General features: G+C 73.4%; 22 protein-coding genes. 14 read left to right on the top strand and 8 right to left on the bottom strand.

Going from position 1 to position 19619, the window contains the following annotated elements:
• Positions 1-52: 52 nt before the first annotated feature.
• On the top strand, positions 53-1111 hold the full coding sequence (locus tag BLW78_RS01675; protein ID WP_091676058.1) for a phosphatase PAP2 family protein: 1059 nt from the start codon (positions 53-55) through the stop codon (positions 1109-1111).
• Between the two features lie 221 nt (positions 1112-1332).
• Entirely contained in the window at positions 1333-2808 is a 1476-nt protein-coding gene (locus BLW78_RS01670; RefSeq protein ID WP_091676057.1) for a protein adenylyltransferase SelO, read from the top strand.
• Positions 2809-2824: 16 nt separating this feature from the next.
• Here BLW78_RS01670 and BLW78_RS01665 read toward each other — a convergent pair whose 3' ends face one another.
• Positions 2825-3040 (bottom strand): hypothetical protein, encoded by a 216-nt coding sequence (locus BLW78_RS01665; protein ID WP_056522883.1) that lies wholly within the window; start codon positions 3038-3040, stop codon positions 2825-2827.
• A gap of 443 nt (positions 3041-3483) precedes the next feature.
• Here BLW78_RS01665 and BLW78_RS01660 point away from each other — a divergent pair, with 443 nt between their 5' ends.
• The 6 genes from BLW78_RS01660 to BLW78_RS01635 all read left to right on the top strand — a co-directional run bounded on the left by BLW78_RS01660 (position 3484) and on the right by BLW78_RS01635 (position 8562).
• Entirely contained in the window at positions 3484-4416 is a 933-nt protein-coding gene (locus BLW78_RS01660) for a glycine betaine ABC transporter substrate-binding protein OsmF (protein WP_091676054.1), read from the top strand.
• A gap of 207 nt (positions 4417-4623) precedes the next feature.
• Entirely contained in the window at positions 4624-5814 is a 1191-nt protein-coding gene (locus BLW78_RS01655; RefSeq protein ID WP_091676051.1) for an ABC transporter permease, read from the top strand.
• On the top strand, positions 5811-6743 hold the full coding sequence (locus tag BLW78_RS01650; protein WP_091676049.1) for an ABC transporter ATP-binding protein: 933 nt from the start codon (positions 5811-5813) through the stop codon (positions 6741-6743). The genes BLW78_RS01655 and BLW78_RS01650 overlap by 4 nt, the downstream gene beginning before the upstream one ends.
• Positions 6743-7483 (top strand): ABC transporter permease, encoded by a 741-nt coding sequence (locus BLW78_RS01645; RefSeq protein ID WP_091676478.1) that lies wholly within the window; start codon positions 6743-6745, stop codon positions 7481-7483. The genes BLW78_RS01650 and BLW78_RS01645 overlap by 1 nt, the downstream gene beginning before the upstream one ends.
• A gap of 257 nt (positions 7484-7740) precedes the next feature.
• A complete protein-coding gene (locus tag BLW78_RS01640) occupies positions 7741-7959 on the top strand; it encodes a hypothetical protein (RefSeq protein WP_020090998.1) in 219 nt (72 codons plus the stop codon).
• Between the two features lie 138 nt (positions 7960-8097).
• A complete protein-coding gene (locus BLW78_RS01635) occupies positions 8098-8562 on the top strand; it encodes a hypothetical protein (RefSeq protein ID WP_020090999.1) in 465 nt (154 codons plus the stop codon).
• Between the two features lie 16 nt (positions 8563-8578).
• Here BLW78_RS01635 and BLW78_RS01630 read toward each other — a convergent pair whose 3' ends face one another.
• From BLW78_RS01630 to BLW78_RS01615, 4 genes are all read right to left on the bottom strand, one after another.
• Positions 8579-8890, bottom strand: a complete 312-nt coding sequence (locus tag BLW78_RS01630) for a hypothetical protein (protein WP_026604598.1) — start codon at positions 8888-8890, stop codon at positions 8579-8581.
• An 84-nt stretch (positions 8891-8974) separates the two neighbouring features.
• Complete coding sequence (locus BLW78_RS01625; RefSeq protein ID WP_091676046.1) at positions 8975-9382, bottom strand: hypothetical protein; 408 nt, start codon at positions 9380-9382, stop codon at positions 8975-8977.
• Positions 9382-9642, bottom strand: a complete 261-nt coding sequence (locus BLW78_RS01620; RefSeq protein ID WP_056523187.1) for a hypothetical protein — start codon at positions 9640-9642, stop codon at positions 9382-9384. Before BLW78_RS01620 ends, BLW78_RS01625 begins: the two co-directional genes overlap by 1 nt.
• A gap of 129 nt (positions 9643-9771) precedes the next feature.
• Positions 9772-10122: a hypothetical protein gene (locus tag BLW78_RS01615; protein ID WP_091676043.1), complete on the bottom strand. Its 351-nt coding sequence runs from the start codon at positions 10120-10122 to the stop codon at positions 9772-9774.
• Between the two features lie 73 nt (positions 10123-10195).
• Here BLW78_RS01615 and BLW78_RS30870 point away from each other — a divergent pair, with 73 nt between their 5' ends.
• The 4 genes from BLW78_RS30870 (at position 10196) to BLW78_RS01600 (ending at position 12364) form a co-directional block, all read left to right on the top strand.
• Positions 10196-10438, top strand: a complete 243-nt coding sequence (locus BLW78_RS30870) for a hypothetical protein (RefSeq protein WP_139307666.1) — start codon at positions 10196-10198, stop codon at positions 10436-10438.
• A 70-nt stretch (positions 10439-10508) separates the two neighbouring features.
• Entirely contained in the window at positions 10509-10922 is a 414-nt protein-coding gene (locus BLW78_RS01610) for a Ros/MucR family transcriptional regulator (RefSeq protein ID WP_091676041.1), read from the top strand.
• A 137-nt stretch (positions 10923-11059) separates the two neighbouring features.
• Positions 11060-11302: a hypothetical protein gene (locus BLW78_RS01605; RefSeq protein WP_091676038.1), complete on the top strand. Its 243-nt coding sequence runs from the start codon at positions 11060-11062 to the stop codon at positions 11300-11302.
• Positions 11303-11524: 222 nt separating this feature from the next.
• Entirely contained in the window at positions 11525-12364 is an 840-nt protein-coding gene (locus BLW78_RS01600; protein ID WP_091676035.1) for an alpha/beta fold hydrolase, read from the top strand.
• A gap of 160 nt (positions 12365-12524) precedes the next feature.
• Here BLW78_RS01600 and BLW78_RS01595 read toward each other — a convergent pair whose 3' ends face one another.
• The gene (locus BLW78_RS01595) at positions 12525-12986 is read right to left on the bottom strand and encodes a GNAT family N-acetyltransferase (protein WP_091676032.1); all 462 of its coding nucleotides are present in this window, start codon (positions 12984-12986) and stop codon (positions 12525-12527) included.
• Between the two features lie 380 nt (positions 12987-13366).
• Between BLW78_RS01595 and BLW78_RS01590 the strand changes: the two genes are divergently transcribed.
• Positions 13367-14665: an MFS transporter gene (locus BLW78_RS01590; protein ID WP_244526721.1), complete on the top strand. Its 1299-nt coding sequence runs from the start codon at positions 13367-13369 to the stop codon at positions 14663-14665.
• 134 nt (positions 14666-14799) lie between these two features.
• A complete protein-coding gene (locus tag BLW78_RS01585; protein WP_091676025.1) occupies positions 14800-15759 on the top strand; it encodes a helix-turn-helix domain-containing protein in 960 nt (319 codons plus the stop codon).
• A 19-nt stretch (positions 15760-15778) separates the two neighbouring features.
• Here BLW78_RS01585 and BLW78_RS01580 read toward each other — a convergent pair whose 3' ends face one another.
• Both BLW78_RS01580 and BLW78_RS01575 read right to left on the bottom strand, forming a co-directional pair.
• Positions 15779-17923, bottom strand: a complete 2145-nt coding sequence (locus tag BLW78_RS01580; RefSeq protein WP_091676023.1) for a peptidase domain-containing ABC transporter — start codon at positions 17921-17923, stop codon at positions 15779-15781.
• Complete coding sequence (locus tag BLW78_RS01575) at positions 17920-19236, bottom strand: HlyD family secretion protein (RefSeq protein ID WP_091676020.1); 1317 nt, start codon at positions 19234-19236, stop codon at positions 17920-17922. Before BLW78_RS01575 ends, BLW78_RS01580 begins: the two co-directional genes overlap by 4 nt.
• Positions 19237-19619 lie beyond the last annotated feature (383 nt).

The raw sequence follows: 19619 nt of genomic DNA, 5'->3' as shown, positions 1-19619 counted from the left end.
CGAGCCTCGTCCCGGCCGCGCATCGGCCCTGTCGGGCGAGGTGAGCCGGATCATGCGTCCAGACCGGGCCGTTCACGCCGGCCGCGCGCCCATCGTCCGCGCTCGAAACCCGGCACGTCCCTGGTGGCGCCTGCTGCGCCGGCACAGCACCGGCATCGCCGCGCCGGACCCGCGTCTCTGGGCCCTGACCCTGGCGATCGTCGCGGTCGACGCCGTCTGGATGGCGGCGTCCGGGATCGCCGCCGAGCCCCTGGGCTTCGCGCTCGCGGGCCTCGCCGTCCTCGTCCTGCTGAGCGCCGCCGCCTGCCTGAGCACGGTGAAGTCCGACCCGCCCCTGCGCGGCATGGCCCTGGCAAGCGCGTTCCTCATCGCCTTCACGGTGCCGGTGGCGGTCCTGCACTTCCTCGCCGCCGGGATCGGGCTGCCCTTCGTCGATCCCGCGCTCGCCCGCATCGAGGCCGCCCTCGGCTTCGACTGGACCGGTCACGTGGCGTTCCTGGCGCGGCACCCGACGCTGTCGTGGTGGCTGGCGCTCGCCTACCATTCGAGCGGCCCGCAGGTCGGGCTCGTGGTGATCGCGCTGAGTGCGACCCGCCGCCTCGGCCGGCTCTGGACCTACATCCGGCTGTTTTCCGCGACGCTGCTGTGCGTGATCGTCCTCGCCGCCCTGCTGCCGGCCCTCGGCCCCTACGCCCACTACGCCCCGCGGGTCGTCCCGTCCGAGCCCCTGGAGACGGTCGGCGCGCTCTGGCACCTGGAGCCGGTGGCGCGGCTGCGGGCCGGCACCCTGCACACGCTGGCGCTCGGTGACCTGCGCGGCCTCGCGACCTTCCCGTCCTTCCACGTGTGCCTCGCGGTCCTCACGGCCTGGGCGCTGGCGCCGGTGCCGGTCCTCGGCCCCCTGGCCGCCCTGCTGAACGCCGCCGTGATCGTCGCGACCGTCGGGTCGGGCGGTCATTACCTGCCGGACGTGCTGGCGGGCGGTGTCCTGGCCCTCGCGGCCCTGGCCTGCCGCGCCCGGCGGCGCGGGTCGACGGCCGATCCCGCCGCGCGCGATCCCACCACCCGGAGGATCGAGGCGCTCGAGGCGATCCGGCCCGCCGACGCCTGAGAACGGGTCGGGCCGCGAACATCCCCCCGCCCGGCGGATGGGCCAGGGAGCGGGGAAGGCGCGACGATGACCCGGGCCCGGTGGACGATCCGCGGTTCCGTCGCCGCCGCGCGGCTCCGGTCGATGTCCGAGACGCCCACGGGCGCCGACGGCACCGCCCGGATCCCGCGGCCCCGACGGCCCCGCTTGCCCCCCGACCCCGCGCTCCATAGATCCTGACGATGACGGCACTCCCCTTCGACAACAGCTACGCCCGCCTGCCGGAGCGCTTCTACGCCCGCCGGCCGCCGACGCCCGTGGCGGCGCCGCGCCTCGTCCGGCTGAACCGCGCGCTCGCCGAGGAGCTCGGCCTCGATCCGGACTGGCTCGCCGGCCCGGACGGCGTCGCGGCGCTCGCGGGGAACGCGGTCCCGGACGGTGCCGAACCGATCGCCGCGGCCTATGCCGGGCACCAGTTCGGCCAGTTCGTGCCCCAGCTCGGCGACGGCCGCGCGGTCCTGCTCGGCGAGGTCGTCGACCGGAACGGGCGCCGCCGCGACATCCAGCTGAAGGGCGCGGGCCCGACGCCGTTCTCCCGGCGGGGCGACGGGCGGGCAGCGCTCGGCCCGGTCCTGCGCGAGTACCTCGTCAGCGAGGCCATGGCGGCGCTCGGCATCCCGACCACCCGGGCCCTCGCCGCCGTGACGACCGGCGAGCCGGTGGTGCGCGAGACGCTCCTGCCGGGCGCGGTCCTCACGCGCGTGGCGGCGAGCCACATCCGGGTCGGCACCTTCCAGTTCTTCGCTGCGCGGGGCGACGTCGAGGGGCTGCGGGCGCTCGCCGACCACGTCGTCGCCCGGCACCATCCGGACGCGGCCGGGGCCGGCAATCCCTACCGGGCGCTGCTGGAGGGCGTCGTCGCGGCCCAGGCGGCCCTCGTCGCCCGCTGGTTGCACGTCGGCTTCGTCCACGGGGTGATGAACACCGACAACATGTCGGTCGCGGGCGAGACGATCGATTACGGGCCCTGCGCGTTCCTCGACGCCTACGATCCCCGGACGGTCTACAGCTCCATCGACCGCAACGGCCGCTACGCCTACGGCCAGCAGCCGCGGATCGCGCTCTGGAACCTGACCCGGCTCGCCGAGACGCTGCTGCCGCTCCTCGCAGAGGGCGAGGACACCGCCGTCGCCGAGGCCGAGGCGGCGCTGGCCACCTACGCACCGCGCTTCGAGGCGGCCTATCACGGCGGCCTCGCCCGCAAGCTCGGCCTCGCCGAGACCCGCGACGGCGACGCCGAGCTGGCGGGCGACCTCCTCAAGGGCATGGCCGAGAACCAGGCCGACTTCACCCTGATGTTCCGCCGGCTCTGCGACGCGGCGGCGCGGCCTGAGGCCGACGCGGCCGTGCGCGAGCTGTTCGTCGACCCGACGCGCTACGATGCCTGGGCGGCCGCGTGGCGCGCGCGGCTGGCGCAGGAGGCACGCGACCCGGTCGAGACCGCCGCCGCGATGCGCCGGGAGAACCCGGCCTTCATCCCGCGCAACCACCGGGTCGAGGCGATGATCGAGGCCGCCGTGGAGCGGGACGACTTCGCGCCGTTCGCGACGCTCCTCGCCGTCCTGGCCCGCCCCTACGACGACCAGCCGGACCACGCCGCCTTCGCGGAGGCGCCCGCGGGCGGCGGCGTCGGCTACCGGACCTTCTGCGGCACCTGAGCCCGCGCGCCGCCGGTCAGGACCGCGGCCACGTGAAGATCTCGCGCAGCCCGCCCGCGTGGCGAAACCAGTGGACGCGGGTCGCTGGATTGAAACCGTGATCCTGGTACGAAGTGGCGATCACCGACACGAGCGTCTCGGCCGCCGAGCGGTCGTGAATGTCGTAGGCCAGAAGTTTGGGAGTACCGTCGGTCTCGCGGGTGAGATCGCGAACCAGAATCGAATACGACATATCCCCCCTCCTTTCGGCACAAAGCATGTACTCAAGATTATATCGCCAAAGCCAGGATCGTTCGCGGAAGGATCGTGTAAAGGTTAAACAACGTTAACGGGAATGTGTTGATTTGATACGGCCCCGGTTGGACTCGCCGGGCGCGCAGGTCTTCGCGGGGGTCGCGCGGCCCGCGACGCCGGAGCGGTCCGGTGCGGGAGACGCGGCTGTCGACCGGGTTCGGGCACCGAATCACGCCGCGGCGCCGGCCCGAGAGCTGCTCCCGATCGTGTCGCAGCGGTCTCGACGGACGACGATTCGGGCGGAGTCAGTCGCGCCCTGCCCCCTCTCCCGTGCGGCACAGGCTCGGTGCGCCTCCGCCTCAACTTGACCGGGACCGGCCCTAGATGTCGGAAAGCGGGCGCCCGACCGGACCGACGGGGCGCAGGGCAGAGCCGGAGGCCATGGTGAAGCGGATCCGGGCGGGGCTCGTCGCAGCAGGGCTCGCGCTGCTGACAGCCCAGTGCGCGCCCACGCCCGGCGCGCCGGCGGCCGGGATCGTCGTCGCCTCCAAGCTCGACACGGAGGGCGGGGTGCTCGGGAACATCATCCTGCAGGCGCTCCAGGCCCGGGGCCTGCCGACCGTCGACAAGATCCAGCTCGGCGCGACCGCGATCGTCCGCCAGGCCCTGATCGAGGGGCAGATCGACATCTATCCCGAATACACCGGCAACGCGGCGTTCTTCTTCGGGAAGGCCGATCTCCCGGTCTGGAAGGACCCGGAGGCGGCCTACCGCACGGCCCGGGACCTGGATCGCGCGGCCAACGACCTCGTCTGGCTGACGCCCGCCTCGGCCAACAACACCTGGGCGATCGCGGTGCGCGAGGAGATCGCGCGGGCCGCGGGCCTGAGGACCATGAGCGACTTCGGCCGCTACGTGGCGGGCGGCGGCGCGATCAAGCTCGCCGCCTCATCGGAATTCGTGACCAGCCCGGGGGCGCTGCCGGCCTTCGGCCGGGCCTACGGCTTCACCCTCCGGCCGGACCAGCTCGTCATCCTGGCCGGCGGCGACACGGCCGCCACGATCGCGGCGGCGGCGCGGGGCACCTCCGGCACGAACGCCGCCATGGTGTTCGGCACCGACGGCAGCATGGCGGTCGCGCGCCTCGTCATGCTGGACGACGACAAGGGCGTCCAGCCGGTCTACCAGCCGGCGCCGGTGGTCCGCGGCGCGGTCCTCAAGGCCCATCCGGAGATCGCCGCGGTGCTGGACCCGATCTTCCGCAAGCTCGATCTGGCCACGCTCCGGGATCTCAACGGCCGGGTCCAGATCGGCGGCGAGCCGGCCTCCGCGGTCGCGGCGGACTTCCTCCGCCAGAACGGGTTCGTGCGGTGAGCCGGCCGCGCGGACAGCGCGGCGCGACGCGCCCTCACGGGCGGAGCCGTCCGCGGCCCGCGGGATCCCGCGTCGACAAGCCGGGGCTCCGCCGGCAAGGATGCGCGGCGGGGCGCCCGAGAGCGTCGCGACGCCGGTGACCCGCCTCATGAGACCCGCCGCATTTCCGTCCATCGTCGCGCCCCCGGGCGCCGCCGCAGCGTGAGGATGGGGGAATCCCTCGCGACCGGGCGGTTTCGCCCGGGCGTCGATCCGCTGGGCGCGGCCTTCGCGGCCGTCCTGGCACTGAGCCTGCTCGCCCTGCCGCTGATGACGACCCGGCCGAACCGGATCGCGGCCGGCACCGCGCTGACGGCGTGGTCGGCGCTCCCCCCCGGCGCGGCGCTCCTCCTCGGGGGCGTCGTCGCCCTCGCGCTGCCGCCGCTGGTCCTGCGGTCGGCGCCGATCCTGCGGCTGGCCGCCGCCGCCGCGATCCTGCTGCTGCTCGGCCTCGCGGCCGGCTGGGCGGCCGATCACCTGACCGCGCCGGGCGACCGGTACGGCCGGGTCTCGCCGGACGCGGGCTGGTGGCTCGCCTTCGTCACGGCGGCCCTCTCGGCCGGCGACGGGCTGGCGCGGCTGCGGCCGGGACCGGTCCTGCGGATCGCCGCACTCGCCCTGCTGGTCGCCGCGACGGGGCTCGCCCTGCGCACCGGCTTCTGGGACAACCTCTCGGTCCTGCGGGAATATGCCAGTCGCTCCGACACGTTCGGCCGGGAGTTGCGGACCCACGCCGCCCTCGCCCTCGCCTCGGTGGCGGCCGCCGCCCTGGTCGGGATCCCGGCGGCCGTGCTGGCCCGCCCGATCGCGCCCGCGCGGACGGGCCTGCTCACGGGCCTCAACGTCGTGCAGACCGTCCCGTCCATGGCGCTGTTCGGCATGCTGATCGCGCCCCTGGCCTGGATCGGCCGGGAGGTGCCGGGTGCGGCCGCCCTCGGCATCGCGGGGATCGGCGCCGCGCCGGCCTTCGTGGCGCTGTTCGCCTACGCGCTCCTGCCCGTGGCCGCCGCGACCGTCGCGGGCCTCGACGCGGTGCCCTGGCCGGTGCGCGACGCCGCCCGGGGCGTCGGCATGACCGCGCGCCAGCGGCTGGTCCAGGTCGACCTGCCCCTCGCCCTGCCGGCGATCCTGACCGGGATCCGGATCGTCCTCGTCCAGAATATCGGCCTCGCGGTGATCGCGGGTCTCGTGGGCGGCGGCGGCCTCGGCGTGTTCGTCTTCCAGGGCATCAGCCAGAACGCGGGCGACCTCGTCCTGCTCGGCGCGCTGCCGACCGTCGCCATGGCGACCGGCGCCGCGGTGCTGCTCGACGCCGTCATCGACCTGAGCCGCGGCCGCGCGGCGGAGCGGATCCCATGATCGACCTCGCCGGGGTGAGCCGCGTCTTCGAGGGGCGCACGGTGGTGGCGGACGTCACCCTGCGGGTCGAGGCCGGGGCGATCCTGACGGTGGTCGGCACCTCGGGATCGGGCAAGACCACCCTGCTGCGGATGATCAACCGCCTGATCGAGCCGAGCGCCGGGACGATCCGGATCGCGGGCCGGGACGTCCGGGAGGTGCCGCCGCACCTGCTGCGGCGCGGGATCGGCTACGCCATCCAGGGCCACGGGCTGTTCCCCCACCGCACGGTCGCGGAGAACATCGCGGTGGTGCCGAGGCTCGTCGGCTGGGACCGCCGGCGGATCGCCGCGCGGGTCGACGAGCTCCTCGGCCTGTTCAACCTCGATCCGGCGATCTACCGGGACCGCCTGCCGGCGGCGCTCTCCGGTGGCGAGCAGCAGCGGATCGGCGTCGCCCGCGCGCTCGCGGCCGAGCCGCCGATCCTGCTCATGGACGAGCCCTTCGGCGCCCTCGATCCGATCATCCGCGGGCGGGCGCAGGCGGATCTGCTGGCGATCCAGGCGCGCTACGGCACCACGATCGTGCTGGTGACCCACGACATGACCGAGGCCCTGCATCTCGGCGACCGGGTCGCCGTGATGGATGGCGGGCGCCTCGTGCAGGAGGCCGCGCCGGCGGACCTCGTCGGCGCGCCCGCCACCGCCTTCGTCGGCGCCCTCCTCGGCAGCGGCGACCGGGCCTTCCAGCTCATGGCCCTGCGCGCCGTGGACGATCTGATCGAGCCCGGCCCGGCGCCGGGCCCGCCCATCCCGGCCGGAACCACGGTGCGGGCGGCCCTCGCCGAGAGCCTGTGGTCCCGGCGCCCGGCCCTGCCGGTCAGCCGCGACGGCGTCGTCCTGGGCCGGGTGACGCGGGAGGCCCTCGAGGCGCAGGGTGCCCGGCCGTGATCCGCGCCCCGCAGATCGCCCGGGCCGCGCTCCTCGCCCTGCTCGGGGCGTTCCTGGTCGCCCCGGGGTGGTTCGCGCCCCTGTTCCGGCCCTTCGCCCCCGGCGACACGCCGCCGATCTACGCCCAGACGCCGCTGCTGACGCTCGCCGTCAACCACCTCCTGCTCGTCGCCGCCGCGACCGTGACCGCGGCCGCCATCGCCCTCGGCCTCGCGGTCGCGGCCACGCGGCCGGCCGGCCGCGACGTGCTGCCCTTCGCCCGGTCGGTGGCCCAAATCGGGCAGACCTTCCCGCCCGTCGCGGTCCTGGCCCTGGCCGTGCCGATCCTCGGGTTCGGCGCGGTCCCGACCCTGATCGCCCTCGTCCTCTACGGGCTCCTGCCGATCTTCGAGACCGCGCTCACCGGGCTCGAGGATCTCGACCCGGCGCTGATGGAGGCCGCCCGCGGCATGGGGCTGACCGACCGGCAGCGACTCGTCCGCGTCGAGCTGCCCCTGGCGCTGCCCATGATCCTGTCGGGGATCCGCCTCGCCGCGATCATCGGGCTGGCGACGGCGACCATCGGCTCCACGGTCGCCGCCAGCACCCTCGGCGAGGTGATCATCTCCGGCCTGCTGACCGGCAACACCGCCTACGTCCTGCAGGGCGGCCTCGTCGTGTCCGCGCTGGCGCTCCTGATCGACGGCGGTTTCCGCCGACTCGAGCGCGGCGCGGCACGCCGGGCTGGATTTCCTTCCTAGAGGCGACTAGAAGGCCAGCGGGGCCGTACGCGCGGCCCTGGGGCGTGGAACCCCCTGTCTGATGGTCGGTGCCGACCACAACGGCACCCGTATCCTTGGCCACACGGTCGGGGAGCCTGCGGCGTATGTCCAGGCGTTCCGGCGCTAAAGGTCGTAGGGACCGTTCAGACACGGTTTTCCAACTCCCCGACTCGGGATGGTCGAAGGCTCGCTCGCGGGGGCGCACCGCGAGCCAGGGCCCGCCGGGAGGATGGGCCATGGGTTCCAGCGATCCCGAGACGCGCAGGCGGCAGCTCGACCGGCTGCGCGCGGCCTACGAGGCCCGCGCGGGCCGGCCGGACCTCACGGCCATCGGCAGCGGTGCGCGGCACTCGCGGGTGCTCCTGGGACGGATCCTCGTGGTGCTCGGCGGCCTGCCGGACGGGGCCGGGCTGCCGGCGATCGGTCCGGGCGGGAACGGACGCGCCCAGACGTAGCCGCGCGGGTCGCGGCGCCGGACGGCCGGCGAGACGCGCGGCCGCGGCGGCCTGACCGGCACGGAGGCTGGCGCGAAACCGGATCGACGGATCCGGTGCGACGGGACAGGCGGGTCGACCGGCGATAAGACGCTGCCCATGACGTCGCCCATGACGCCCGCCGACCGGGACCGGTTCGAGAAGTGCCTCGCGCTCGCCGATCAGGGGGCCACGGCGGGCGAGCGCGCGGCCGCCCGGGCGGCCGCCGAGCGCATCGCCCGGGGTGCCGGGCTGACCCTCGCGGCGGCGGCCGAGGCGCTCCGGCGGAGCGGGCAGGCCTCCGCCGATCGGGCGGCCCGCCCGCCCCCGCCCCGGCGGTCCTATCCCTGGGCGCAACCCAAGGAACCCGTGACACCCGTCACGGTCGAGGAATTGCTGCGCCAGAAGGCCGAGACGGAGGCGTGGCGCAAGCGCAGCGCGGCCGCCGCCGACCGCCGCCGGAAGCGGGAGCGCGCCGACCAGGAGGCCTACGTGGCGGAGCAGCGCGCCCGGCAGGCGGAGCGCGACCGGGACTGGGCGCGCACCCGCGCGGATCCCCCGGGGGCGCCGGAGGACGGGACCTGAGCGCCGGTCGGCCGGCTCAGCGGTGATGCCGCGGCCGCGCGCTCCGGTGCGCCCGCGCCCTGCGGTGCCGCGGCGCGACCCGCGGCGCCGCCGGCGGCTCCGCGGCGGCGACCGGGGGCCCGGGCGCGACGCCGTCACGGGCGGCGACGATCCGGCGGGCTTCCTCGACGCTCATGTCGCAGGCGCTCGTCATGCCCTGCAGGGCGCCCAGGGCGCGGTTGTACTCGGGAAGGTTGATGCATCCGGGGACGCCCCACGCCCAGGCGGGGACCGGCGCGGAGCCCGCCACCGCCAGCGCGAGGGCGGCAAGAGCGTTCCTGAGCGACACGGATCCCTCTCCTCTTCACCGAGGCCCGGATCCCGCCCCCTGAGGCAGCACGCCCCTCCGGGGGGCGGGTTCACGGACGCCAGATCAGGCCCCGCCGCACATGTGCTGGGAGTCGGGCAAAGTCCAGGAATCCAGCGTGCGCAGGTTGGTCGTCGTGTACATCTTGCCGCGATCGTCGCCCTTGGGGCAGCCCGTCGGCAGGAGTACGAGGCAGGTCATGACCCGGTCGCCGACCCGCGACCGCGCGACCGCTTCGACATACGCGTAGGAGACGCCGTAGACGCCGTTCCTGAGATCGACGCTCGTCCCGTCGCCGATCCCGTCGCCCTTCGGCTTCACGAGCGTGTCGCTGAACCGGGTCCCGATCCGCGCGATGGTGGTCGCCGCGCAGGTGCCGACCCGCGTCGGCACCTGCGCCTCGGCGGCGGACGCGAACCCGAGACCGGCGACCACGAGGGCGCCGGCCAGGATCGGTCCGGGGGCAGCCACCATCAGGCGGCTTCGAGGAGGAAGTTGGCCCGGCGGAACATCAATTCGCGCCGGTAGAAGTAGACGCCGCGGTGCCGCATCGCCGCGTGCGCCGCGTCCACGTCGAATCCGTACGGCCTGTCCCGGGTCGTATCGATGCAGCCGACATACATCCATCGGACACCGTCGATGAGCGACGGGATGGGCTGGTCCTGTCGGACGGCGCAGAACTGCTCCCCGTCCGAGGCCGAGATGAAAATGTAGAAGGTCTTCCGCGCGCACATCCGAACCTCCATGGGACTCGGGGGTGTAACCGCAACGCCACGGTCAAGCTATAAACCGACCCTGGAAGAATAGTCAAGCTTCTGCCACATTTTCGTCACGTGTGGGACAGACCGCCCCGGCCGCACGCCTCACAGGCAGCCGACCCGCCGCAGGGCACCGATCAGCTTCCGGCCGACGCGGTAGCCGTTGAGGGATTCCGACCCGAGGATGCGGACGGTCTCGGCCGACGCGGTGCGATCGTACAGGAACACCTGAAAATCGGACCGCCCCTGCCCGACGGGGCCGCTGCTGACCTGGCCGCAGAACGCCACGGCGGACTCCACCTCGGTGGGGATAGGTCGGATCTTGCGGAATCTCACGAGGCCCGCATCCGGGAAGGCCGCGGCGACCCGCGCCCGCATCTCGGCCTCCAGATCGTCGGCGCCCTGTCCGTGGGCGAACGGCGCCGCGAGCAGGCCTCCGAGGAGCGCCGCCAGCATCGCGCGTCCCCATCTCGCCCCAGGCACGGTGCGGGACTTCCGGACCCTCGACCTCGGAACGGACGGGCGGCGTGTGGCGGCCATGAAGGGACTTCGCGATGCGCTCGAAGCGTATTGGATCACGAAGATCTGCGAAGTGGAAGCGTCGGAACCGCGCCGGCGAATTGTCCCGCAGGCGCGACCCGAAAAATCCGACGGCGCTCTCCCAATCTCGGACAGGACCATGGCCATATTATTGACCAACCGGACGGCGCGCGTCGCATCGAAATTCTGCATTCAAAATTCGTTACTTGCCAAGCATGTCATTCTGCATTGACAGACGATAATGTCCGAGTATTCCTGGTCTATAACAGGTGTCGGCAGGGTCGAAGAAGGGATCGATCGCTTTGCGCAAGAACCAGGACCAGCTCGAGCCGACCATCAGAGACGTGGCCCTGCGCGTCGTGACCGCCTATCTGTCGAACAACGCGCTGCCGCACACCAGCATACCGCCGCTCCTGCTCACCGTGCACGGCGCGCTCTCCGCGCTCACCGACCGGCCCGCGGTCGTCGAGGCGCCGCCCGAGCAGCCCGACGCCGCTCAGATCCGCGGCTCGGTCCGCCAGGACGGCATCGTCAGCTTCATCGACGGCCGGTCGTACAAGACCATGAAGCGGCATCTCACGGCGCACGGGCTGACGCCGGAACTCTACCGCGCGCGCTACGGGCTGCCGGAGGATTACCCGATGACCGCGCCGGGCTACGCCGAGCGCCGGTCAGAGATCGCCAAGGCGATCCGGCTCGGCAGCAAGGCCGCCTGATCGACGCAGCCCGTCCGCCGAGCCCCCGTGAACCGATGGCCCGCACGGACGTAGACGCGCCGGGCGGGGCGGCGCGCGCGTGCCGGCACTGCGGGTTGGCCCGTCTGGCAACGCGATCGGGTGAGAGGGATCTGGCCATGAAGGGTCTGTCTGGCTGCGTCGCCCTCCTTCTCCTCGGCATCGGACCGGCCTCGGCGCAGACCGTCCTGGCCCCGTCCGGAGACTCGGCCGTGACGCAGCCCGGTGGGACGGCGGGGCGGGCCGCGCGACGCAACATCCAGGAGGCCTACCGCAACGGCGACGTGGTCGGCCATCGACATGCGCCAGCCGCCCCCGCGCCCCGGCCGGACCGGCCCCGCCGCACGAGCCCGCGCTTCTAGAGGCCCCGCTCCTCGCGCGAGCGCCGTGCTGCGCGCCGGCCTTCGGCGCCCGGGCGCCGGCGGAGACGGCGCTCGCCGCCCGCGGGCCACGGCCTGAAATCGTTCTGTAATCCGAGCCGGTCACGGTCCGCGCGCAGGTCGACCGCAGATCGCGGTCGCGGCGGGTCGCGCTGGACCGGATCGCCCCGGCAGCCCGGCCCCGGCAACGACGACAGGTGCTCGATGCTTCGGACTGCGATCATCCTGACGCTTCTGCTGGCCGGAGCCCCGGCCTGGGCCGGACCGCGCTGGCAGGACCTGCCGCCGACCCCCGCGCCGGTCGCCGGCACGGTTTCCGGTCGCGCCGCTGTCAACGGCATCCGGCTGTATTACGCCACGATCGGCAACGGCCCGCCGGTCGTCCTGCTGCACGGCGGCCTGTCGAACTCCGATTACTGGGGCCACCAGGTCGCGGCGCTCGCCGCCCGCCGCACGGTCATCCTCGTGGACAGCCGCGGGCACGGCCGCAGCACCCGGGACGATCGGCCATTCGGCTACGACCTGATGACCGACGACGTGGTCGGGCTGCTCGACGTGCTGAAGATCTCGCGCGCCGACATCGTCGGGTGGAGCGACGGCGCGATCCTCGGTCTCGACATGGCGATGCGCCATCCCGACCGCGTCGGCAAGGTGTTCGCGTTCGGCGCCAATGCCGACCCGTCGGGCCTGATCGAGGGTGTGGAGACGAACCCGACCTTCGCCGCCTTCATCGACCGGGCCGGCAAGGAGTACGAGGCCCTCTCGCCGACCCCGAAGGACTACGCCGCCTTCGTCGACGCGGTCGGCCGGATGTGGGGCGGGCAGCCGCGCTGGACCGAAGCCGATCTGAAGCGGATCCGCGCGCCGGTCTTCATCGCGGACGGCGACCACGACGAGGGTATCAAGCGCGCGCACACCGAGTACCTCGCTGCCACGATTCCCGGGGCTGGGCTGCTGATCCTGCCCAATGCCAGCCACTTCGCGTTCCTCCAGGATCCGGCGCTCTTCAACGCGGCGCTCCTCGGCTTCCTGGACGGGCCTTGAGGGTCCTGGGTGGCCCCCTGACGCGCGCGACTCACCGGGCCGACAGCTAGCCTTGCTGACCCTAACCCAGTCGGCCTCTGCGCCTGGACGTACGGATCACGGACGCGCGGCGCGGGCCGCTTCGGGAACGGCGGCGCGACGAGGACGCCGACCCGACCCGTCAGGCGATCGCGAGATGGAGGAACTGGTTGAAGTCGCTCGGCACGTAGGTCCCGAACGCGGGGCCGTTCACGAAGCCCCGACGCCGATAGAGTTCGAGCGCGGGCGCGAATGCGGGTCCGCATCCGGTCTCGAGGCTGAGGCGTCGCGCGCCGCGGGCGGCGGCGGCCGCGATGATGGTGTCGAGGATCGCCGCGCCGGCTCCCAGGCGGAGGAAATCCGGATGCGTCCGCATGGACTTCACCTCCGCGGTGCCGTCCGTCGCCATCCTGAGCGCCCCGACGCTCGCCACCCGCCCGCCGCGGCGCGCCGTCCAGACGGTCACGTCCGGTGCTTGCAGGCCTGACAGGTCGAGAGCGAACACGCTGCCCGGCGGCGAGGATGCGTGCATGCCGGCGAGATGGAGCGCCAGCAGCGCCCGTGTCTGCGTATCGGACAGGTCGTCCCGCGCGATCTCGAACATCGTGCCCCGGCCATCCGCCCCGACATCCCCCGCGCAGGATGTCCTCCCGATCAACGATCAGCAAGGCGCGGAACGGCGGTGCGGCCCCCGCGCCGAGGCTCCCGGCGGAGGGCGGATCGACAGCTCCGCAAGACCCGCGGACCGCCGACCTCCCTGCGACCCGCAACCATGGCGCGCATGGTGCATTTGTGAACGCCGTCACGTTCCCCGGTGGGGAACACGCTGCCGTGGCGGTGCGTCACCGGTTGCGGGCACGCTCCGGCCGGAGAGGACTCACACGCTTGATCGACGCCGGAAGCCAGACCGCGAGTGCCTCCGATGCCGCCGCATCGGTCGCCGGGTCGATCGCGGCCGTCACGCGGCGGCTCGATTCCCTTCCGATGACGCGGCTTCACGCGGCGGCGCTCGCCGTCTGCACGCTGGGCCTGTTCACCGACATCGCCGAGGTCGCCCTGAGCAACGCCCTGGCGGCCATCTTCCTCGCGCCGCCCCACAACATGCCGCGGGGCAGCCTCTCGCTGCTCCTCGCCTCCGTGTTCGCCGGCGGCGCCGTGGGCGCACCCGTCTTCGGGATGCTGGGGGATCGCCTCGGCCGCAGGCGCGCGCTCCAGGCCTCCCTCGCGCTGATGGCCGCCGGATCGCTGGCGGCCGCCGCGAGCCAGGGGCTCACGGCGCTGACGATCGCCCGGACGGTCTCGGGGTTCGCGATCGGCGGATTCCCACCCCTGGTCGCCACCTACCTCGCCGAGGTGACGCCCGCGCGCCGACGCGGCGCGACGCTGCTGGTCTGCGCCGGACTCGGGCTCCTCGGCGGCCTGGCCGCCATCGGCCTCGTCCAGATGATGGCCCCGGCCGCGCCGCTCGGGATCGAGCCGTGGCGCTGGGCGCTGATCCTCGGGGGCGCCCTGGCGGCGCTCGGCGGCGTCCTGTTCGCGCGGCTGCCGGAATCGCCGCGGTGGCTCGCCTCGGTCGGGCGCTCCGCCGAGGCCGACGCCGCCTGCCGCCGGTTCGAGCGCGCGGCCGGCCGGAGCCGGGTCGCCGCCCCCACCGACCCGGACCCGGACCCGCCCGCGACCGGGCCCGCGGGGTTCCGGGGCCTGTTCGCCGAGACGCGCCAGTTGCGCCGGACGGCCCTGTTCGTCGGCCTCTACACCCTCGCCCCCCTGGCGACGATCGCCTTCCCGCTGCTCAGCGCCGTCGTGATGGTGGAGAAGGGCTTCAAGGTCGATCAATCCCTCGTCTTCGCCGCGCTGTCGATGCTCGGCCCGCCCCTGGGTACCCTGCTGACCGCGCTGGCGATCGACCGGCTCGAGCGGCGCGCCGTCCTGACGGCCCTGGCGGCGGCGATGGCGGCCCTCGGCACGGCCTTCGCCGCGAGCGGCACGTTCCTGACCCTGGTCCTGGTCGGCATCGCCTTCAACACCGCGGCGGCGACCTACGGCAGCATCCTCGCCGTCTACGCGACGGAGCTGCTCCCGACGCCGCTGCGGGCCTCGGCCATGACCTGCGCCTGGGCCGGCGGCCGGGTCGCGGCCGCGCTGGCGCCGATCATCCTCCTGCCGATCCTCTCGGCCTACGGGCCGCACGCGATGTTCGCGGTGATCACGCTCGTCCTCGCGGCGAGCGCGGCCCTGCTCCTCGCCGGACCGCGCGGCCTGTCCGGGCAGGCCCTTGCTTAGGGAAACCCGGAAGCGCGGGTCTCCGACCCGCGGCGCCGCGCCGGATGGCGTCGGTTGCCAATCCGGCAAGATTCACACGATAAAGTTGCGCAGGCAGCCGGACGGAACCGCCGGGCACGCCGGGGGTGTCACACGTGTCTAGCCCGGTGCTCGTCCCGAGCCTCGTCGAGACGACCAGCCACGTCGACCCCAAGCAGGCCTTCGAGTTCTGGCGCTGCACGGCCCTGGCCGGATTCGGCGACATCGGCCGGCGGCACCCCCGGGAGCGGTTCGCGGCCAAGCGCCTGAGCGTGGCCTCGGCCGGCTGGGCGCTGACCCACACGATGAGCAGCCCGGTCGCGGTGGAGTTCCGCTCCCGCCACGTCGACCGGAACGCCCGCGGGATGGTGGTGATCGGCCTCGCGCTCGACGGCGTCGGCTACCAGGAACAGAACGGCCGCGGGGCCCAGCTGACCCCCGGCGACATCAGCTTCCTGACGCGGAACCGGCCCTTCGTGGCCGGCACCCAGAGCGCCTACGGCGAGATCCGCCTCGCCGTCCCGCGCAAGATGTTCGAGGCTTTCGTCGGCGACGCCGACGCCTTCGCGGGCCGCAGCCTCGGCCCGCTCCCGGCCGGGGCGGAGGTTCGGGCGCGGCTGCGCGGGGTGGCCGGCTCGGTCGCCTGGATGTCCGCCGACGAGGCGCAGGCGGCCGTCGAGGGCGTGCTCCACCTCCTCGGCCACCTCGTCGACGGCGCGGCCCGGCGCGGCGATCCGGAGGCGGTCTCGCAGGCGGCCGTCGTCTCGCTCGCCCGCGCCCACATCGCGCGGCGGATGCACGACCCCGACCTGAACCCGCAGGACATCCAGCGCGCGCTCGGTCTCTCCCGGACCAGCCTGTACCGCGCCTTCGCGGAGACCGGCGGCATCGCGGCGGCGATCCGCGACGCGCGCCTCGACCTCGCGCGCCGGCGCCTCGAGGCCCGCCGCGACGACAAGCTGCGGATCGCCTCGATCGCCTACGCGTGCGGGTTCACCGACGTGCCGACCTTCAACCGCGGCTTCCGCAAGCGCTTCGGCCTGGCCCCGGGCGACCTGCGGCCCGCGCTCCCCTAGGCGAAGCGCGTCGGGCGCGTCAGCCCGCGGCGGCGAGATCCGCCCGGTCGCGGACCTGGGCGGGGAAATCGAACACCGCGTCCGCGTGGGCGATCGTCGCCGGGCGGTGGGCGACGATGACCCGCGTCATCCGCAGGTCGCGCAGGGCCTGGGCGATCACCGCCTCGGTGGCCTCGTCGAGGTGGCTCGTGGCCTCGTCGAGGAACAGGATCTCGGGCCGCCGGTAGAGGGCGCGCGCCAGCACGATGCGCTGCTTCTGGCCGCCCGACAGGGTCGAGCCCATGTCGCCGACGAGGCTCTCGAAGCCCATGGGCATGCGGCGGATGTCGTCCAGGATCGCCGCCCGGGCGGCGCACTCGGCGATCCAGCCCGCGTCCGGATGCTCGTCGAAGGCCGCGATGTTCTCGGCGATCGAGCCGGCGAACAGGCCGTCGCTCTGCATCACGCCGGCGATCCGGCGCCGGTAGGACCCGGCGGCGGTGCGGATGTCCTGGCCGTCGGCGGTGACGATCCCCTCGCTGGGCGGCGTCAGCCCCATCATCACCTTCATGAGCGAGGTCTTGCCGCATCCCGAGGGACCGGTGATCGCGAAGCACGCGCCGGCCCGGACGGACAGCGAGACGCCGCGGAAGATCCAGGGCTCGTCGGCCCCGTAGCGCAGCGCCAGGCCCGCGCCGGCGAGCGTTCCGGCCTTCAGGGCGACGACCGGGGGCGCCCCCGGCTGCGCCCCGGCGGCGAGATCCTGCTCCTCGGGCTCGCACAGCACGATGTCGGCGAGCCGGTCGGTCTGCACGTCGAGCATGCGCAGCTTGAACCACGCGTCGATCAGGCTTCCGATCCGGGTGGCGAACTGGTCGCGATAGGCCAGGAACGCCACCAGCATGCCGAGCGACAGGGACCCGCCGATGACCGCGCGGGCGCCGAGCACCAGCAGGATCAGCCGGTCGAGGCCGAACAGGAACTCGTTCGCGCGGCCGAACACGAGGTCGAGGCGCTGCAGCCGCAGCCGGGCGTTCAGGGCCGTGACGAAGTGGTTCATCCAGGCGCCGCCGCGCCGCTCGCGCAGGTCGAGGAGCTTGACGCTCGCCATGCCGCGGACCGTCTCGATGAAGTGCGTCTGCTGGCGGGCCTCGGCCACGAGGGCCTCCTCGCTCCCCTCCCGGTACGCGCCGTAGGCGAAGACCCGCAGGACCGCGTTAAGCGCCGTCGAGGCCAGGACCACGGCGATCAGCCAGCCGCCGTAGACCGTCAGCATCACCAGCATGCCGACCGCCATGAGCCCGTCGAGCATGGCCTGGACGAGATCGGTCGTCAGGCCCTTCTGGATGGTGGCGAGGGAGCCGAACCGCGAGATCACGTCGCCGACATGGCGCTTCTCGAAGTAGTCGAGGGGCAGCCGCGACAGGTGGTCGAACAGGCCGGCCGACCACTGGTAGTTCAGCCGGGTTCCGGCCAGCATGATCGCCCAGGTGCGGGCGATGCTGAGGCCGAGCTGGAGCAGCAGCAGCAGCGCGAGGCCGATCGCCACCACGAGGAGCAGGTCGTGGTCGGCGTTCACGATCACCTCGTCGATGACGACCTGCGAGGCGATGGGCATCAGGAGGGCGACGAGCTCGATCCCGAGGGAGAGGGCCAGGACCTGGGCCAGGGCGGCGCGGATGCCGGCCATGTTGCGGAACAGGTCGCGCAGCCGCAGGCCCGGGGCGGCCCGCTCGCGCCGGAAGCCCGGATTGGGCACCGCCTCCAGGGCGACGCCGGTGAATTCCCGCGAGGCCTCCGCGAGGCTGATCCGCCGCCGGCCGCGGCCCGGATCGTTGATGACGAGGCCGCCGCGCTCGACCCGGGTCAGCACCACGAAGTGGTTGAGGCCCCAGTGCAGGATGCAGGGCAGCCGGAGCCGGGGCAGATCCGTCAGCTCGACCCGCAGGGCGCGGGCGGTCAGGCCCTGCGCGCCGCAGAGGTCGATCAGGTTGCGCAGGGTCATGCCCTTGAGGGACAGGGGATGGCGCCGCCGCAGCGTCGCGAGGTCGATCTGGCGCCCGTGATAGGCCAGGACCATGGCGAGGCAGGCCATGCCGCACTCCGCGGCCTCGGCCTGAAGGACGACCGGCACCCGGCGGCGGAGCCCGAAATCCAGCCGTGCGGCGAGGGACGGCGCCGTCACGGGGCGGCCTTCCGGACCGGCAGAGCGTCGAGGCCGCCGCGCGTGACGAGGGCGAGGCTCTCCCGGACATGCGCCACGGGATCGAGCAGCCAGCGGTAGAGTGACCGCTTCTCCAGGGCGATGTCGGCCTCGACGCGCATGCCCGCCTCGAGGCTGCGCCGCTCGCCGTAGGCCAGCACGGTGTCGGAATCGGGCCGGACCACGATGCGGTAGAGGTCGGTCCCTTCCCCCCGGGCGGCGGCGCGCCGCGCGAAATCGGGCGCGTCGTCGCTGCCCAGCGGCGCCCGCGTGACCTCGGTGACGACGCCGCGGTGCAGGCCGAAGCGCTGGAACGGGAAGGCGGCGTAGCGCAGCATCACGGGCGCGCCGGCCTCGGCGAAGCCGATGGCCGACGAGTCGACGAACAGGTTGGCCTGGAGGCGCCCGGCGCTTGGCAGCAGGGTCAGGAGCGTCGCCCCGGCCGCAACGGTCTGGCCGACCTGGGCGCGGATCGACGTCAGGGTCCCGGCCTCCGGCGCCCGGACCTCGATGGCGCGGCGCGCCTCGCTCTCGGCCTTCTGCTGCGCCAGCTGGGCGGCGGTCCGGTCGAGGTCGGCGAGGTCGCGGGCCAGCCGGTCGTCGTAGGCGGCGAGCTGGGACTTGGTGTCGGCGAGCTTGCCGTCGATCTGGAGGCGGCTCTGCTGGAACTGGGCGAGCTGCGCGCTCGCCTGCATGTAGAGGTAGTTCTGGCTCTGGAAGTCGGCGGCGCGGGCGTAGCCGCGCGCCACGGCGTCGGCGAGTTCCTCGACCCGCGCCCGGAGCGGCGGCACGAGCTTGTCCTGCAGGTCGATCTGCTTGGCGAGCTGGGCCGACTGCTCGCTCAGGTTCGCTACCTGCTCGCGCAGCGCCTGCCGCTCCGTGCCGGCGAGATCGGCCCGTGCGGTCCGCTGCCGCTCGACGCTCTGGCGCTGCCGTTCCAGCTCGGCGATCACGCGCTCCTGCGTGGGGCCGCTCGCCGACACGGCGTCGAGGTCGATCGTGTACAGGAGCTGCCCGCGGGCGACCTTGTCGCCCTCGCGGACGCCGGTCGAGCCGACGCGTCCCGCCACCGGGCTGGCGAGGCTGATCAGCCCGATATCGGGCGCGAGCAGGCCGACGGCGTGGATGCGGCGCGTATAGGTCCCCTGCCAGGCATACAGGCCGACCGCCGCCACCATGATCACGCAGCCCAGGGCCACGATGCGGACCGGCAGAGGCTGGATGATCTGCGCCTCGCCCAGCCACGCGTTGCGTCGCGCCTCGATAACCTCAAGTCGAAAGAGCGGACTTGGCACCCGGAGAAAGCAACCTTCCTGAAGGAGACAGCCGTATTCGAGGGCAATGCTCAGCGCATCTGCCACCTTACTCGGTCGCATCACGGGAGTTTCATGTCAACACTTGCCGACACGGCGAATTTTGAATAATCCTGCCCGCGTCAGAACGTCACGCCTACGTTGAAAATCGTCCTTTTTTCAATGGCTTATTCCAATTCGCCGTCGAGCTTACTTTGCAGCGCAGCAGGACGTCAGTTTTTGCATCATCGCGTGCTGCGTTGCGAAAACTCGACGGCGTGAGACGCGGTGAGACGCGCCGCTTCGCAGCGCAGGCGGCCGCAGTGCCGACAGCGTCTGGAGCACGGCCCGGGAAAGACAAGGCCTGTCAGTTTTTGCGCATTGGC

The sequence above is a fragment of the Methylobacterium sp. 275MFSha3.1 genome (assembly GCF_900108435.1).
Lineage (GTDB): Bacteria > Pseudomonadota > Alphaproteobacteria > Rhizobiales > Beijerinckiaceae > Methylobacterium.
This window is presented reverse-complemented; position numbering and strand designations above follow the sequence as displayed.